Annotated in this window: 17 protein-coding genes; 15 read left to right on the top strand and 2 right to left on the bottom strand. The window is 39.3% G+C overall.

Translation table 11 applies throughout. The features are described 5' to 3' along the window. Positions 1 to 442: 442 nt before the first annotated feature. The 3 genes from ACH0CI_RS07875 to ACH0CI_RS07885 all read left to right on the top strand — a co-directional run bounded on the left by ACH0CI_RS07875 (position 443) and on the right by ACH0CI_RS07885 (position 2,912). A complete protein-coding gene (locus ACH0CI_RS07875; RefSeq protein ID WP_033580324.1) occupies positions 443 to 775 on the top strand; it encodes a hypothetical protein in 333 nt (110 codons plus the stop codon). A 347-nt stretch (positions 776 to 1,122) separates the two neighbouring features. Next, positions 1,123 to 1,695 carry a GNAT family N-acetyltransferase gene (locus ACH0CI_RS07880; protein ID WP_335388044.1) on the top strand — a complete coding sequence of 191 codons (573 nt, stop codon included), beginning with the start codon at positions 1,123 to 1,125 and terminating at the stop codon, positions 1,693 to 1,695. Between the two features lie 80 nt (positions 1,696 to 1,775). After that, a complete protein-coding gene (locus ACH0CI_RS07885) occupies positions 1,776 to 2,912 on the top strand; it encodes an ATP-binding protein (protein ID WP_335388047.1) in 1,137 nt (378 codons plus the stop codon). 58 nt (positions 2,913 to 2,970) lie between these two features. On the opposite strand, the gene ACH0CI_RS07890 is transcribed toward ACH0CI_RS07885, so the two are convergent. Beyond that, positions 2,971 to 3,744 (bottom strand): DUF2628 domain-containing protein, encoded by a 774-nt coding sequence (locus ACH0CI_RS07890; RefSeq protein ID WP_335388050.1) that lies wholly within the window; start codon positions 3,742 to 3,744, stop codon positions 2,971 to 2,973. Between the two features lie 190 nt (positions 3,745 to 3,934). Here ACH0CI_RS07890 and ACH0CI_RS07895 point away from each other — a divergent pair, with 190 nt between their 5' ends. The 10 genes from ACH0CI_RS07895 to ACH0CI_RS07940 all read left to right on the top strand — a co-directional run bounded on the left by ACH0CI_RS07895 (position 3,935) and on the right by ACH0CI_RS07940 (position 11,026). Then, the gene (locus tag ACH0CI_RS07895; protein WP_335388052.1) at positions 3,935 to 4,279 is read left to right on the top strand and encodes a YunG family protein; all 345 of its coding nucleotides are present in this window, start codon (positions 3,935 to 3,937) and stop codon (positions 4,277 to 4,279) included. A 14-nt stretch (positions 4,280 to 4,293) separates the two neighbouring features. Further along, positions 4,294 to 5,175 (top strand): PhzF family phenazine biosynthesis protein, encoded by an 882-nt coding sequence (locus ACH0CI_RS07900; RefSeq protein ID WP_406901222.1) that lies wholly within the window; start codon positions 4,294 to 4,296, stop codon positions 5,173 to 5,175. 162 nt (positions 5,176 to 5,337) lie between these two features. Next, a complete protein-coding gene (locus tag ACH0CI_RS07905) occupies positions 5,338 to 6,012 on the top strand; it encodes a response regulator transcription factor (protein ID WP_335388056.1) in 675 nt (224 codons plus the stop codon). Continuing rightward, positions 6,009 to 7,391: a sensor histidine kinase gene (locus ACH0CI_RS07910; protein ID WP_406901223.1), complete on the top strand. Its 1,383-nt coding sequence runs from the start codon at positions 6,009 to 6,011 to the stop codon at positions 7,389 to 7,391. The genes ACH0CI_RS07905 and ACH0CI_RS07910 overlap by 4 nt, the downstream gene beginning before the upstream one ends. Before the next feature lie 72 nt (positions 7,392 to 7,463). Further along, positions 7,464 to 8,549: an ABC transporter permease gene (locus ACH0CI_RS07915; protein WP_406901224.1), complete on the top strand. Its 1,086-nt coding sequence runs from the start codon at positions 7,464 to 7,466 to the stop codon at positions 8,547 to 8,549. Beyond that, positions 8,549 to 9,244 carry an ABC transporter ATP-binding protein gene (locus tag ACH0CI_RS07920; RefSeq protein ID WP_406901225.1) on the top strand — a complete coding sequence of 232 codons (696 nt, stop codon included), beginning with the start codon at positions 8,549 to 8,551 and terminating at the stop codon, positions 9,242 to 9,244. Before ACH0CI_RS07915 ends, ACH0CI_RS07920 begins: the two co-directional genes overlap by 1 nt. A gap of 127 nt (positions 9,245 to 9,371) precedes the next feature. Next, positions 9,372 to 9,569 carry a hypothetical protein gene (locus ACH0CI_RS07925; RefSeq protein ID WP_080974267.1) on the top strand — a complete coding sequence of 66 codons (198 nt, stop codon included), beginning with the start codon at positions 9,372 to 9,374 and terminating at the stop codon, positions 9,567 to 9,569. A gap of 37 nt (positions 9,570 to 9,606) precedes the next feature. Then, a complete protein-coding gene (locus tag ACH0CI_RS07930; RefSeq protein ID WP_406901226.1) occupies positions 9,607 to 10,059 on the top strand; it encodes a hypothetical protein in 453 nt (150 codons plus the stop codon). Positions 10,060 to 10,070: 11 nt separating this feature from the next. Next, the gene (locus ACH0CI_RS07935; RefSeq protein ID WP_182030585.1) at positions 10,071 to 10,631 is read left to right on the top strand and encodes a shikimate kinase; all 561 of its coding nucleotides are present in this window, start codon (positions 10,071 to 10,073) and stop codon (positions 10,629 to 10,631) included. Between the two features lie 5 nt (positions 10,632 to 10,636). Next, positions 10,637 to 11,026, top strand: a complete 390-nt coding sequence (locus tag ACH0CI_RS07940; protein WP_335388065.1) for a VOC family protein — start codon at positions 10,637 to 10,639, stop codon at positions 11,024 to 11,026. Between the two features lie 66 nt (positions 11,027 to 11,092). Here the strand turns inward: ACH0CI_RS07940 and ACH0CI_RS07945 are convergent, their stop codons facing one another. Beyond that, on the bottom strand, positions 11,093 to 11,386 hold the full coding sequence (locus ACH0CI_RS07945; protein ID WP_406901227.1) for a hypothetical protein: 294 nt from the start codon (positions 11,384 to 11,386) through the stop codon (positions 11,093 to 11,095). A 119-nt stretch (positions 11,387 to 11,505) separates the two neighbouring features. Here ACH0CI_RS07945 and ACH0CI_RS07950 point away from each other — a divergent pair, with 119 nt between their 5' ends. Continuing rightward, positions 11,506 to 12,105, top strand: coding sequence for a GNAT family N-acetyltransferase (locus tag ACH0CI_RS07950; RefSeq protein WP_335388067.1), 600 nt, complete (start codon positions 11,506 to 11,508; stop codon positions 12,103 to 12,105). A gap of 168 nt (positions 12,106 to 12,273) precedes the next feature. After that, positions 12,274 to 12,633 (top strand): hypothetical protein, encoded by a 360-nt coding sequence (locus ACH0CI_RS07955; protein ID WP_335388069.1) that lies wholly within the window; start codon positions 12,274 to 12,276, stop codon positions 12,631 to 12,633. The last annotated feature ends 353 nt before the right edge of the window (positions 12,634 to 12,986 follow it).

The raw sequence follows: 12,986 nt of genomic DNA on the forward strand, positions 1-12,986 counted from the left end.
ATTTCAATGAAAATAAAAAAAGATAAGAAAATAAGATGGACACGGTACGTTTTTTCACTTTCTACATAGGATGAATCATCCCAAGATCTCATATATGAGCCCCCATGTTATAACGAAGCAGGCTAATACCACTTCCTCCTTAGCCTGCGTACATAATGAAGGAGAAGCCGAAGAATTTTTTCTTCGGCTTCTTGTTTTTTACTATGAAATAAACACGTTAGTAATTTCCATATACCATTCTAAGTCATGATCCGCTTCTTTTTGTATGTATTAGGTACTAAAGCGAAATCAAGCTCATTTTCATATAAACCTAGTCATTTGCTTTTTTTCGTAATTCTTTTCCCTTATTTTCAGCATAACCAAGATATTTGCCCAAGACAGCGAATAGGTAAATGCATATTCTTGGGTGAAAGCAAAAAACAAAAAAACGGAGGTTTCTCTCATGAATTCAGAAATGCATTTTTTACCTACTATGTATGCTCAAGATCATCATCAACTTCAACACGAAGATGAAAGGTTTATTGGCAGACCGTTTGGTTTCGGACGCCCGTTTGGTTATGGCTTTGGCAGACCGTTCGGTTTCGGACGCCCGTTTGGCTATGGTTTTGGCAGACCATTCGGCTATGGATTTGGAGGACCATTTTTAGGAGGATTAGCAGGAGGGCTAGTAGCAGGCTCACTGTTATCACCATATGGCTATGGCGGTTACGGATACGGTTACGGTGGTTATCCGTATGGCGGCTACGGCGGTTATGGCTTTGGCTGCGGCTGTTAAATATAAATAAAAGAAAAATCTCAGAAGAAGCGTTTTTTATATCATTCTTTTCTATAAGGAAGTCTGTTTTGAAACGTAAGGTATTATATCCATCCACAGTGAAACAGAACGTACACCCCATCTCATATATAAAACCACCTGGTCATTTTTTCAGGTGGTTTTTGATTTTACATAGTGAAGAAATAAAAAATAGTGGCAAGAAGAGATAAAGAAAAGATGTTAGAATCGTGCTTTTGGTTCTTTACATTACAGTAAGAAACGCTTACTATGTGAGAAAATGGAAGATGTTAGCGAAGCATTCTTTTTACACAACTTTCTGTGAGAAGTAAAAGAGGGAGAGACATAACATGATTGAAAGTCACACTATTTATTTGCGCCCGTTGACTGCCGGCGATGCGCACGACAGCCTCCGATTGCAAAAGGACAATCGAGACTTTTTTAAGCAGTTTTCTATGAGTCGAGAGCATTCTTTTTATACATTAGAGAGCCAAGTAGAAAAAATTCAGCGTCACGAAGAGAATAGGAAAAACGATCAAGAATACTATTTTGGTCTTTTTCAAAAAGAGAATAATAAATTAATTGGCACCATTAGTCTTTTTCAAGTGATGCGGGGATCTTTACAAAGCGCAGTTATCGGCTATTTTTTAGATCACCATCATAATGGGAAAGGGTACGCAACAGAAGCCATAAAAGCACTTGTTGACTATGCGTTTGAAGAGCTGCATCTTCACCGCATTGAAGCTGGGGTGATGCCACGTAATTTGCCTTCTCAGCGCGTACTCGAAAAAGCTGGGTTTCATAGAGAAGGAATCGCTAGAAAAAATGTAAATATTAATGGCATATGGGAAGATCATCAAGTCTTAGCTATCCTTAACCCTAATGACAAAATAGAAGAAATAAACGAGTTCTTAAAATTTTGATATACGTTTGTACATTTAAAATTTATAATGAGAATAAGAGAATAGAACAGTCTATATTTAAATAGTAGGTGACTAAGGTAATGGAAGAGAGGAACATCAATGAAAAAGCCGTTTGGGATGTATTGCAGATGGCCAGCGAAGTAGTCGGAAGCAGGACGCTGTTTGTAGGGATTTTCGACGAACAATTTTCAGTTATGAAAGCCTTTAATAAAGAAGGGGGAAGCCTTGTAGAGGATGGACTGATGCTGCCGTTAGAGCTTGCGGTATGCAACTTAGTCACGTGTGATGAACCCCTTGTTATTCCCAATACAAAACGCGATGTTAGAACGTCTAATTTAGCCATCATTGATGGTGCCCGGGTAGGTTCTTATTTAGGAACACCTATTGTGCTAGAAGATGGGAGAATGTTTGGTACCTTATGTGCGGTCGATCCGGATCCTTATCCGTTTAGCGAAAGTGAAATTCAAGGGTTAAACCGGCTGGCTGGTATTTTGTCTCATATTATTTATAAAAATCAAGCGGCTGTTTTGCCGAAAATTGAAGAGAAAATTCTGCAGCTTGATAAACTGGCACTCGTAGGGCAGCTAGCAGCAGGGTTAGCGCATGAGATTCGAAACCCGATGCAGTCGGTGCGCGGCTTTATTCAATTTTTATTTAATGAAAATGAGCAGGCAGAGCCTTTTCAAAAAATTGTTCTTGATGAACTGGATCGTATGAATGAACTTATTAACAACTTCTTGCTTGTCACGCAGCCAACAGCGCCTAAAAAAGAAATCGTATCGATTGTAGAAGTTATTCATGATACCGTTGCTTTCTTGAAAAGTGAAGCTGCGCTGTATAATGTCGAAATGAACGTAAGAATAGAAGGAGCCATTCCGCTTGTATCAATCGATCCTGCTCAAATGAGACAAGTGTTTATGAATCTTTTGAAAAATGCCATTGAAGCAATGGAGAAAAAGAAACACGGGGAAGTAAATCTTATTGTCAAAGAATGGGAAGGTTGGGCTCTTATTGACATTCAAGATACCGGTTCTGGCATTCCGCTATCCATTATTAATAAAGTAGGAAATCCGTTTTTCTCAACAAAAGATGGAACAGGCATGGGGTTAGGGCTTTCTATTTGTAAAACGATCATCAACGAGCATAACGGTGCGCTTGCGATTGAAAGTGATGAGAACGGGACAGTGGTGACGGTGAAGCTGCCTTTGACGCTTTAAGATAAAACAAAAAAGAAAGGAGAGCAAGCACTCATCCTTTCTTTTTTTGCTGACTTTTTTAATATGCTGAACTGTCTTCAATCCAGTATTCATAGTCTTCCGCATCTTTTTTATTTAACTTTTTGCCGTTGATGTAAATTTTGTTCCATTCGTAAATTTGTTTATCCAAATAAACGTTAAACACAATGCGTACATGCTCTTTTTCTGTATAATCGTAGCCGGTAAATTGTACAACGTGATGACGGCCTTCTTTTTTAATATAGGTCCATTTTGGATGATCGTTGTACATTTCAAGCGTAATTGCTTCGTCGCCGTAGCGAACTACATCTTTAATATTTGTTTTTGTTGGTAAATATGATAATCCCGCTCCGACTCCAAACGTAATCACAAGCGCTAAGATACTTAAACCAATAGCAATTCCGATGTGAGTGCCGCCTTTTATTTGCAAATAAGCTTCTTTCCGCTGCTCCGGCTGAGCTTCGGCTCGAGCTAACACGTTTTTAACGTGCTTATAGTACCAGCGGTTGGCACATAGCCCTGTAATAAGTGAAGCACCGCCGAATACAATTGCATCGGACCACTCTGGTATGTCTACAAAGCACAAAAGGGAAAACCAAATTACTTCAATAAGCGTTAAAATAAAAAAGTGCTTATACATTTTTCGGTATGCAAACCAAGAGCTTGTCAGAAAAAAGGCTGCCCAGTTCCACGTGTTGCTTTTAGCTGGATTGGCTGTTTTTCCCCATTTTAAATCATAATAAGACGTATTCGTTCGAACTACTTTATGCTCTTCTTCAAAAGAAACGAGTTCATTTACTGCTTGTTCTTCCATTTAAAACACCTTTCATTGGTTATAATCTATCATCTAAAATGACTCTATTATTATACATTATTTCTAGTATTTTTCTATTCTTCCTTAAATTATTTTTAAAGTAAGAATATTTGCGCTGTCAATTTTTTAATGAGAACTTTCATAAAAAAGAAGAATATGGTAGATTTGAAGAAAAAGGAGCTGCCCCAACGTGAATCGTTTAAAGAAAGCCCTGTATCGATCGTGGTCAATTCATTCAAGCACGAAGTGGACGGCTGACAATCCTGCCAAAGGACAGTGCGGCGTGACAGCTCTTGTCGTTCAAGATATCAAAGGAGGAGATATTTTAAAAACTCCGTGTAAAGAAGGCTGGCATTTCTATAATCAGCTCAACGAACAGCGCTATGATTTTACACAAGAACAATTTCGTGAGCCTCTCCATTACGCAGACATTTTATCCAGCCGGGAAGAAGCATTTATGGATACGAATGAGGAGCAATATGAGGCTTTAAAGAAAAAAGTAATGACCCATTTTGTACATAAAAATTTGCATTAGAAAGGAACACAGGAATGAAAACTATTCAGTATTCCATTGTTGATGTATTTGCACAGAGAAAATATACGGGAAATCAGCTAGCCGTTTTTAAAGACGCAGGAAGCCTTTCAGACAAAGAGATTCAGCAAATGGCTAAAGAAATTAATTTCTCTGAAACGACGTTTATTACGTCGGCTTCTCCGCAAAAAGGAGAATATGACGTGCGAATTTTTACACCTAATGAAGAAGTGCCATTTGCAGGCCATCCGACGCTCGGTACCGCTTATATTATCCGAGAAGAACTAGAAGAAAAAGATACAGAGGAGCTTATTCTTCATTATAAAGCAGGTCCTACGCCCGTTACATATGATGAACAAAAAGATGTACTGTGGATGACACAAGGTCAGCCGACGTTTGGGAAAGTGTTAGATAAAAAGCAGGTGGCGGACGTGTTAAACCTTGATGAAACTTATATCGATATGCGTTTTCCCGTTCAAGAAGTATCCACCGGTCTGCCGGTCATTCTTGTCCCTTTAACATCATTAGAAGCTGCTAAAGAGATAAAAGTGGACAAAGAAAAATATTTTAAGCTGATAGAAAACACGGAAGCAAAAGCAATTATGGTCTTTTCGCCGGAAACCTATCACCAAGATCATCACGTAAATGTGCGAGATTTTGCTGAGTATTACGGCGTTCCAGAAGATGCGGCAACTGGCAGCGCCAACGGCTGTTTAGCAGCATATTTAGTCAAATACGGTTATTTTAATCAGCAAGCTATTGACATATGTGTAGAACAAGGATACGAAATAGGAAGACCTTCACTGCTGTATGTAAAAGCTAGTTATGATGGAGAGGCTTTTCACATTAAAGTAGGCGGAAAAGTAGAGATGATTGCGCGCGGTGAATGGATTTTGTAACAAGCTGTTCATCTGCTGTTCACAATAAGTTCTTATCCTAATAAAAACGCAATAGGACTACTACGTTTGGTTACACTAGTAAACAGATAGATACTGAAAGAATAAATGATGGCGGCCAAAAGGCCGCCATTTTGAATGGTTGATAAAAGGAGTGCAGAAGTAATGATTCACATTTTACTAGCGGATGACGATGAGCATATGAGGCAATTGGTTCGTCACTATTTGCAGCTTGAAGGCTATATGGTGCATGAAGCAAAAGACGGGGAAGAAGCTTCAGGTCTGCTTGCTAAGCAGCACATTCATTTAGCGGTTATAGATATTATGATGCCTCATAAAGACGGATATGAAGTTTGCGAAGAAATACGAAACTATTATGATTTCCCCATTATTTTATTAACAGCAAAAGATCAGCTCGAAGACAAAGAAAAAGGCTTTTTAGCAGGAACGGATGATTATGTGACAAAGCCGTTTGAACCAAAAGAATTGATTTTCCGAATCAAAGCCCTGCTTCGCCGATACGAAGTGGTAAATGAAAAGATGATCGTACTGAACAGCACCTCTATTGACCGAAAAAGCTATGAAGTGCACTGCAGCGGACGACTGTTAATTCTTCCAATGAAAGAATTTGAATTATTAGCTCAGCTCGCGAGCTATCCAGGAAGAATTTTCACAAGAGAAGAATTAATTCATCTGATATGGGGAGCGGATTTTAACGGAGATAACCGTACAATTGATGTACACGTAAAAAGGCTGCGCGAGCGGTTTGAACATACCGATGATTTTGTCATTACGACGGTTCGAGGCGTCGGCTATAAGCTTGAGGTGACGGCAAAATGAAGACGCTCTATTTGCGGATTGTCCTGACAACCATTGCTGTGATGGTATTTAGCAGTCTCCTCGCGTTTATTGTGGCGAACGTTTATTATCAGTACAGCTTAAAACCTTATAACGATCAAAAGCTTACGCGTATGGCAAAAGACATTGCGAGCTTTTACGAAAGCAATAGAGGCGTGGATCAACAGTCTTATTTACAGCATATTAGTAAACTTGGCTATCAAATATATGTAGTGGACAGCACCGGACATGAGACGTTTTACGGACGAGAGTTTAGAAACCAGCGCTTAGAAAAGAGTGCTGTCAAACAAGTGTTAGAAGGCAAAATGTATCACGGAATTGCAAACTTTCCTTCACAGGTGTTTGTGACGGGTTTTTTTGATAATGTGTTATCCAATACCATTGGCGTGCCGTTAAAAGGAGAGGGTAACAAGCAGCAAGCGCTGTTTATTCGCCCTGATATTCAGCTGCAGTTCGGGGAAATGCGCATTTTTTTCTCAGTCATTTTACTGCTGATGATTGTATTAAGTATTTTGTTTGTACTTATTAGCACGCGTTATTTAGTAAAACCAATCGTCAAGCTGACGGAAGCAACAAAGCAAGTGGCGAAAGGAAAATACAACGTTGAGCTGTACGTAAAGCGCCGAGACGAAATCGGCGCGCTTGCTTCACATTTTTCCAAAATGACTAAAAGTTTAGAGCAGCTTGAAGAGATGCGCCAGGAATTTGTATCGAACGTGTCACATGAAATTCAGTCTCCGCTGGCGTCCATTCAAGGGTTTTCGAAAACGCTCCGTTCTGCTGACCTTTCAGATGAACAAAGAAATGAGTATCTGTCTATTATTGAAGAAGAAAGCCGGCGCATGTCGTCCCTCAGCAAACAGCTGCTTACGCTTGCTTCACTTGATAAAGAAAGTGAGCATATCGAAAAAAGGACGTTTGACGTTGCAACTCAAATCAAGCAAGTGCTGTTTATGACGGAGTGGAGCTGGCGTGAAAAAGAATTAGCCATTGAAATGGATCTTCCTTCAACGATGATTTCAGGCGATCAAAAACTGCTTCATCAAGTGTGGACAAATTTGATTACTAACAGCGTAAAGTTCACGGAAGAAGGAGGAACGCTGTCTCTTCGCGTTGGTATGGAAGATACGTATTGCCACGTGGAGTTTCAAGATACGGGAATCGGCATGTCAAAAGAAAGCCTACCGCATATTTTTAATCGTTTTTATAAGGAAGATAAAGCAAGAAGCCGGACGGAAGGAAGCAGCGGTCTTGGTTTAGCGATTGTGAAGCAAATTGTCGACATGCACGGAGGTTCCATTCACGTTGAAAGCGAAAAAGGAAAAGGCAGCACTTTTCACGTCTATCTTCCGAAAATGTAATGAGCCGTTCATCTTCCATTCATTTTCTGTTTTTATACTTTAAATAGAATGAAAAAAGGAGATGAAAGAAAGATGTTTTTGGCTTTACGTGAATTAAAACATGCGAAGCTGCGCTACTTACTCATTGGCGTGATTATGGTGTTAATTGTATGGCTTGTACTTTTTGTATCGGGCTTAGCAAAGGGGCTTTCCTCTGACAATGCTTCAGCTGTTCAAGAAATGAAAGGAAATTACGTTGTGCTTCAAAAAGAAGCGGATCAGCGTCTGACGCGCTCTGTTTTATCCATAAACAAAACAGAAGATATTCAACAACTAAGCGGCAAGAAAAATGCTGAGCCGCTTGGTGTGAAGATGACAGCCGTTATAAATGATGGAAAAGCGAAAAAAATAGACGCCTCGTTTTTTGCCATAAGCACAAGCGGCTTTTTAGCTCCGAACGTAACAGAAGGGAAGATGATTACGGACGATGCAAAACATGAAGCCGTGGCGGACTCTTCGCTAAAAGAAGAAGGAGTAAAGCTAGGTGATACGATAAAAGATACAGCTTCAGGAAAAAGCTTTAGAATTGTTGGTTTTACAAAAAATCAGTCGTTTAGTCACGCGCCTGTCATTCATATTAATCTTAAAGAGTGGAAAACAATTGAAAACACAGGTGCGTTTAATGCAGTGGTGTTAAACATGAACGATAAAAAAGCACATGCTCTTCAAAAAAAGGAGTCTGACATTGACGTGATTAGTAAAGATGAAGCGTTAAAAGGAATTCCAGGTTATCAAGAAGAACAAGGCTCGCTTTTAATGATGGTCGCATTTTTGTTTATCATTGGCGCTTTTGTGCTAGCCGTTTTCTTCTACGTGATGACGCTTCAAAAAATGAATCAGTTTGGCGTGTTAAAAGCGATAGGAGCAAAAACAAGCTATTTAGCGCAAACGATTTTATCTCAAGTGGTTGTCTTAACTTTATGCAGTCTTGCTATTAGTATTGGATTGACATACGGAGTAGCAGCCGTATTGCCGGATTCAATGCCGTTTCACTTAGACGTATCGCTAATCGCAGGGTGTTCAGCGCTGTTTGTAGCTGTTTCTGTACTGAGTTCATTATTATCGCTGTATCGCGTAGCAAAAGTAGATGCGGTTGAAGCGATTGGGAGGGCTGTTTAATGAGTGAAGAAAAATTAGTTTTAGAGAGTGTTAGCAAGTCGTTTGGAGACGGAGAAAACGCTGTAGACGTGTTAAATGATCTATCGCTGCGTGTAAAAGCGGGAGAGCTTGTGGCGATTGTCGGTCCTTCTGGTTCTGGGAAAAGTACCTTTTTATCCATTGCTGGCGCGCTGCTTTCACCGTCTAGTGGACGCGTGATTATTGACGGAGACGAAATTAATAACATGTCTTCAGCGCAAATGAACAGCATTCGTCTTAAAAAAATTGGCTTTATCTTTCAATCAGCTAATTTAATCCCTTATTTAACGGTTCGCGATCAGCTGCTTCTTGTCACGGAACTAGAAGGAAACCGAAACAAAGAAGCAAAAAAAAGAGCGGATGATCTGCTTGAAAAGCTCGGGCTTGCCCATCGAAAACATCACTATCCTGAAAGTCTATCCGGCGGAGAGCGCCAGCGGGTAGCGATTGCAAGAGCGTGGATGAATAACCCTGAAATTATCTTCGCAGACGAGCCGACGGCAAGCTTGGATTCAGAGCGAGGAAGAGCGGTCGTTCAAATGCTTGCAGATGAAGTGAAGCTAAGGGGAAAAGCGGCTGTAATGGTTACCCATGACCAAAGAATGTTGGATTTATGTGACCGCGTTGTGTGGATGGAAGATGGAAAATTAGCAGAATCAAATAGCGTGCAAGTTTAAAAAAGAGGCTGGGACAAAAGTATGTTAGACGAAGTGAAAAACGCACCCTTCATCAACATGTTTGATGAGCGGTTCGTTTTTTTTGTGATAGTGCCTATCGTTTTATCTGTTTTGTTCCTTCTAGCAGTTGATTGGAGGGAAAGACGAAGACTCCTGCGGGGAAAGCGGAACAGATGAGACCCCACAGGAGCGTAAGCGAAGAGGAGGCTCAGCGGCCGCCCGCGGAAAGCGAAGTCTTGCACGGAAGTCAACTGCGGTGTCTCAAGCAGTTCAGCTCATAAGACAATGCTATTTAGGAAAGGAGAAAATAAGAAACAGGAAATAAACGAACCGTGAAGAAATAGTAAAAAGGTGATGAAAGGATGAGAACATGGAAAGTGACTGCGTTTGGACTTATTATAGCAAGCTTTTCCGGGTGTTCAAGCAGTGGATTTCTTGAAGAATCCCCGCCAAAAGCGTATCTCGAAGCAAGCAACCATCTTTATGAAACAAAAGTTGGCACTTACTGCTGGAAAAACAAGTGTGTGGATAAAGCAGGCCCTTTAGAATTGTTAAAAACAGAACAGCCGATTAAAGTAAAAGCAAATGAATCGCTATCGCTTGTTATCAAGTATAAGCGGCAGCCCAACGAAAAGCATATGGCACAAATACAAAACAGCCATGAAGTGGAAATACCACTGAAGAAAAATAAGCTGAAAGCACCTTCTGAAGCAGGCACGTACTACTACTCATATTCAGCGTGGTGGATGGATGAAAGTCAAAAAAATGTATCTAATGGAGATGCATCGTACGCGTTTGTATTGGAAGTGAAATAAGGAGAGAGCCTATGCAACCCCCTATTATTCTCATTGGACCTATATGCGCGGGTAAAACGACGGTTGGTGAAAAAGTAGCGCAAAAACTAAGTATTCCTCAGTGCTCAATGGACGAAGTGCGATTTTCTTACTACGAGGAAATAGGTTTCAGCAAAGAAACACAGCAGGACATTCGAGAAAAACAAGGGTTTCAGGGGATGTACGCCTATTGGAAGCCGTTTGAAGCCTATGCCGTTAAAAGAATACTAGAAGATTACAAGCATGCGGTCATTGATTTTGGCGCCGGTCACTCGGTCTACGAAGACATGGGACTGTTTCAGCAAGTAGAAAAGATATTAAAACCTTATCAGTCTCTATTTTTATTGCTTCCCAGTGCTGATAAAGAAGAGTCCATACAACTATTACATCAAAGACTGCAGCAAATAACGGATGATGAAGATGTTTTTAAGCTTAACAAACATTTTGTAACGCATCCGTCAAATGAGCTGCTGGCAAAGCAAACAATTTACACAAAGGAAAAGTCGGCAGATACAGTAGCAAAAGAAATTATTTCATCTATATCGAAGGAGTGAAAGCAATGATTAAAAAAATCGGTCAAATTATGGTGTATGTAAACGATCAAGATCAAGCGGTAAAGTTTTGGACAGAAAAAATGGGATTTCAGGTTATGTCCGAACAAAATAATGAACAAGGCATGAAGTGGATTGAGCTAGCGCCGGTAGCGGGTGCTGAAACAACCATTATCCTTCATAACAAACAGCTAATAGCAAAAATGCAGCCAGAATTAAATGTCGGGACTCCTTCTCTGCTGTTCTTTACAGAAAATGTGGATGAATTATACAGCGATTTAACTGCTAAAGGCGTAACGGTGGGAGAAATGGTATCGATGCCTTCAGGAAAAGTCTTTAATTTTTCAGACAGTGAAGGTAACTATTTTGCAGTTATGGAAAACGCGAATAATAAATAGAGGAAACAGAAAAACACCGGGAGCATGTATATTTTTCCTGGTGTTTTACATGTGAAACAGGATGAGTTACACTTCATTGTCATTAGTGAAATTAAATTCAACCAGTTTATTTCGCCCGCACTCTCCTGCAATTTGTCCTTCTTGATTGGCATTTTGCCCGCCGTTTTTGGCAATTTGTCCACCTTGAGACGCATTTTGCCCACCTTCGTATGCAATGTTTGTATAATAATTAATGGTTATACAACATGCTTTTTTCTTACGAGAGCGCTTTTTAGAAGAACAATCGCTTTCTACATAATATTTTCCATCTGCTGAATTGTAGTAGCAATAATATTTTTTTATAGGATTCACTCCTTTCATCAGGACTACTATATTTTATTCATTATGCTAAGGTGTGCTTGTACACGTGTGTATTCATATTCGTTTTATTTTTACAGAACGTAATCAGCTATTTTATAAATCAAGGAGTGTTGACCCTCATGATAAAACTAATAGGAGAAAAAGTGTTGCTAAGAGAAGCGACACAGGAAGATGTTAATGAACTTTATTACTGGAAATACGAAGAAAAAAACCAAGAAGCAAAAAAGTGGAACGCTCCGTACATACCAGAGCGAAGACTCACGAAAGAAAAGTATATAAACTCATGGAAAAAAGAATATGAGTTTTTTCCGTCAGTTCCTCGAATACTTGCAATTATTATTAATGAAAAAACGGTGGGGACCGTGAGCTGCTATTGGGTGGACAAGCATACAAACTGGCTGGAAACCGGAATTGTCATTTACGACCCAGACTATTGGAGCGGAGGATACGGAACGGAAGCTTACCGCATGTGGATTGCTTTTTTATTTGAATCTACACATTTACATAGACTCGGTATGTCCACATGGTCAGGCAATATCAGAATGATCAAAACAGCGGCAAAAATAGGTATGAAAGAAGAAGCGAGAATTAGAGAAGCACGTATTGTAAATGGAAACTATTTTGACAGCATTAAAATGGGCATTCTGCGAAGAGAATGGGAAAGTCATCGTAGTAAGAGCTGTAATAGAAAAGAATACAGAGGTGAACGAAAGCATTGATTAATATAGTCTCATTATTTAAGGCTTCTTCCTTTATAAATGGAAGAAGCTTTTCTTATATCAATCATGTCATCTGTAAGACCTAACGTGTATAAAATTAGAAGAAGGAACGTTTATATAGATCTGCTCAAAACAGTTACTGTGTTAAAAACATCAGGGGGGAAATACATGCGGGTAAACTTTAAAGAATATGCAAAAAGAAGCGTGAAAAAGGAGAGAACGCTGCAATTTACGCTAAATGTAATCGGAATATTTATGTTTATAGGGGTTTTAATCAGATGGTGGACTGTTCCGTTCGCTATTAGTAACAACCTCGGAATTTATTATAATCCAGATTTTCAAATGAAGCCCAGTGAGTGCAAGGAATTTCTTGCGTTTACGCTATGCGCAGCAGGCGTGTATTTTAGTTTAGTAAACATCTACTTTTTAGGCAAAACAGGTAAAAAATTAGTCTATACCGTTCTTGTTTTACTGGCTGTCTTTAACCTCTATATGATGGTTATACTTCTTGCTGTAGCTACGCATTAAAGGCGTGCGTGCAGCTTAAAAGAAAGAGGTCAAACTTTCTTTCTCCCTTAAATGGTTTTACGATTTTTCTATGTAAAAAACAGATAAGTCTTCAAACGTCTTCATTAGCTGAGCTTCCATATTACTTCCACCTTTTGATATTTTCACTGACACATATGTAGACATTATGTGCGCTTTTGCTTTCATACAATTCTATCAAATCCATTAAAACAGTTTTATTTTTTAAATTCAACTAAAAAGTATTTTCATTATTTTTCCATAAATTATCTAAGATAAGCGGCTATAGGGTTTAAAGAACAAAAGAAAATTGAAATGATTTTTTATGAGTTTTATATCTTGACGAAAAAATATTT

The sequence above is a fragment of the Priestia sp. 179-F W1.4 NHS genome, from assembly GCF_045369295.1.
Classification (GTDB): Bacteria; Bacillota; Bacilli; order Bacillales; family Bacillaceae_H; genus Priestia; species Priestia zanthoxyli.

Coding starts and splice junctions, on each gene's coding strand:
- ACH0CI_RS07930 (WP_406901226.1), top strand. CDS start 9,607: ATGAGAACATGGAAAGTGACTGCGTTTGGACTTATTATAGCAAGCTTT.
- ACH0CI_RS07910 (WP_406901223.1), top strand. CDS start 6,009: ATGAAGACGCTCTATTTGCGGATTGTCCTGACAACCATTGCTGTGATG.
- ACH0CI_RS07890 (WP_335388050.1), bottom strand. CDS start 3,744: ATGGAAGAACAAGCAGTAAATGAACTCGTTTCTTTTGAAGAAGAGCAT.
- ACH0CI_RS07935 (WP_182030585.1), top strand. CDS start 10,071: ATGCAACCCCCTATTATTCTCATTGGACCTATATGCGCGGGTAAAACG.
- ACH0CI_RS07875 (WP_033580324.1), top strand. CDS start 443: ATGAATTCAGAAATGCATTTTTTACCTACTATGTATGCTCAAGATCAT.
- ACH0CI_RS07940 (WP_335388065.1), top strand. CDS start 10,637: ATGATTAAAAAAATCGGTCAAATTATGGTGTATGTAAACGATCAAGAT.
- ACH0CI_RS07950 (WP_335388067.1), top strand. CDS start 11,506: ATGATAAAACTAATAGGAGAAAAAGTGTTGCTAAGAGAAGCGACACAG.
- ACH0CI_RS07945 (WP_406901227.1), bottom strand. CDS start 11,386: ATGAAAGGAGTGAATCCTATAAAAAAATATTATTGCTACTACAATTCA.
- ACH0CI_RS07920 (WP_406901225.1), top strand. CDS start 8,549: ATGAGTGAAGAAAAATTAGTTTTAGAGAGTGTTAGCAAGTCGTTTGGA.
- ACH0CI_RS07885 (WP_335388047.1), top strand. CDS start 1,776: ATGGAAGAGAGGAACATCAATGAAAAAGCCGTTTGGGATGTATTGCAG.
- ACH0CI_RS07905 (WP_335388056.1), top strand. CDS start 5,338: ATGATTCACATTTTACTAGCGGATGACGATGAGCATATGAGGCAATTG.
- ACH0CI_RS07880 (WP_335388044.1), top strand. CDS start 1,123: ATGATTGAAAGTCACACTATTTATTTGCGCCCGTTGACTGCCGGCGAT.
- ACH0CI_RS07955 (WP_335388069.1), top strand. CDS start 12,274: ATGCGGGTAAACTTTAAAGAATATGCAAAAAGAAGCGTGAAAAAGGAG.
- ACH0CI_RS07915 (WP_406901224.1), top strand. CDS start 7,464: ATGTTTTTGGCTTTACGTGAATTAAAACATGCGAAGCTGCGCTACTTA.
- ACH0CI_RS07900 (WP_406901222.1), top strand. CDS start 4,294: ATGAAAACTATTCAGTATTCCATTGTTGATGTATTTGCACAGAGAAAA.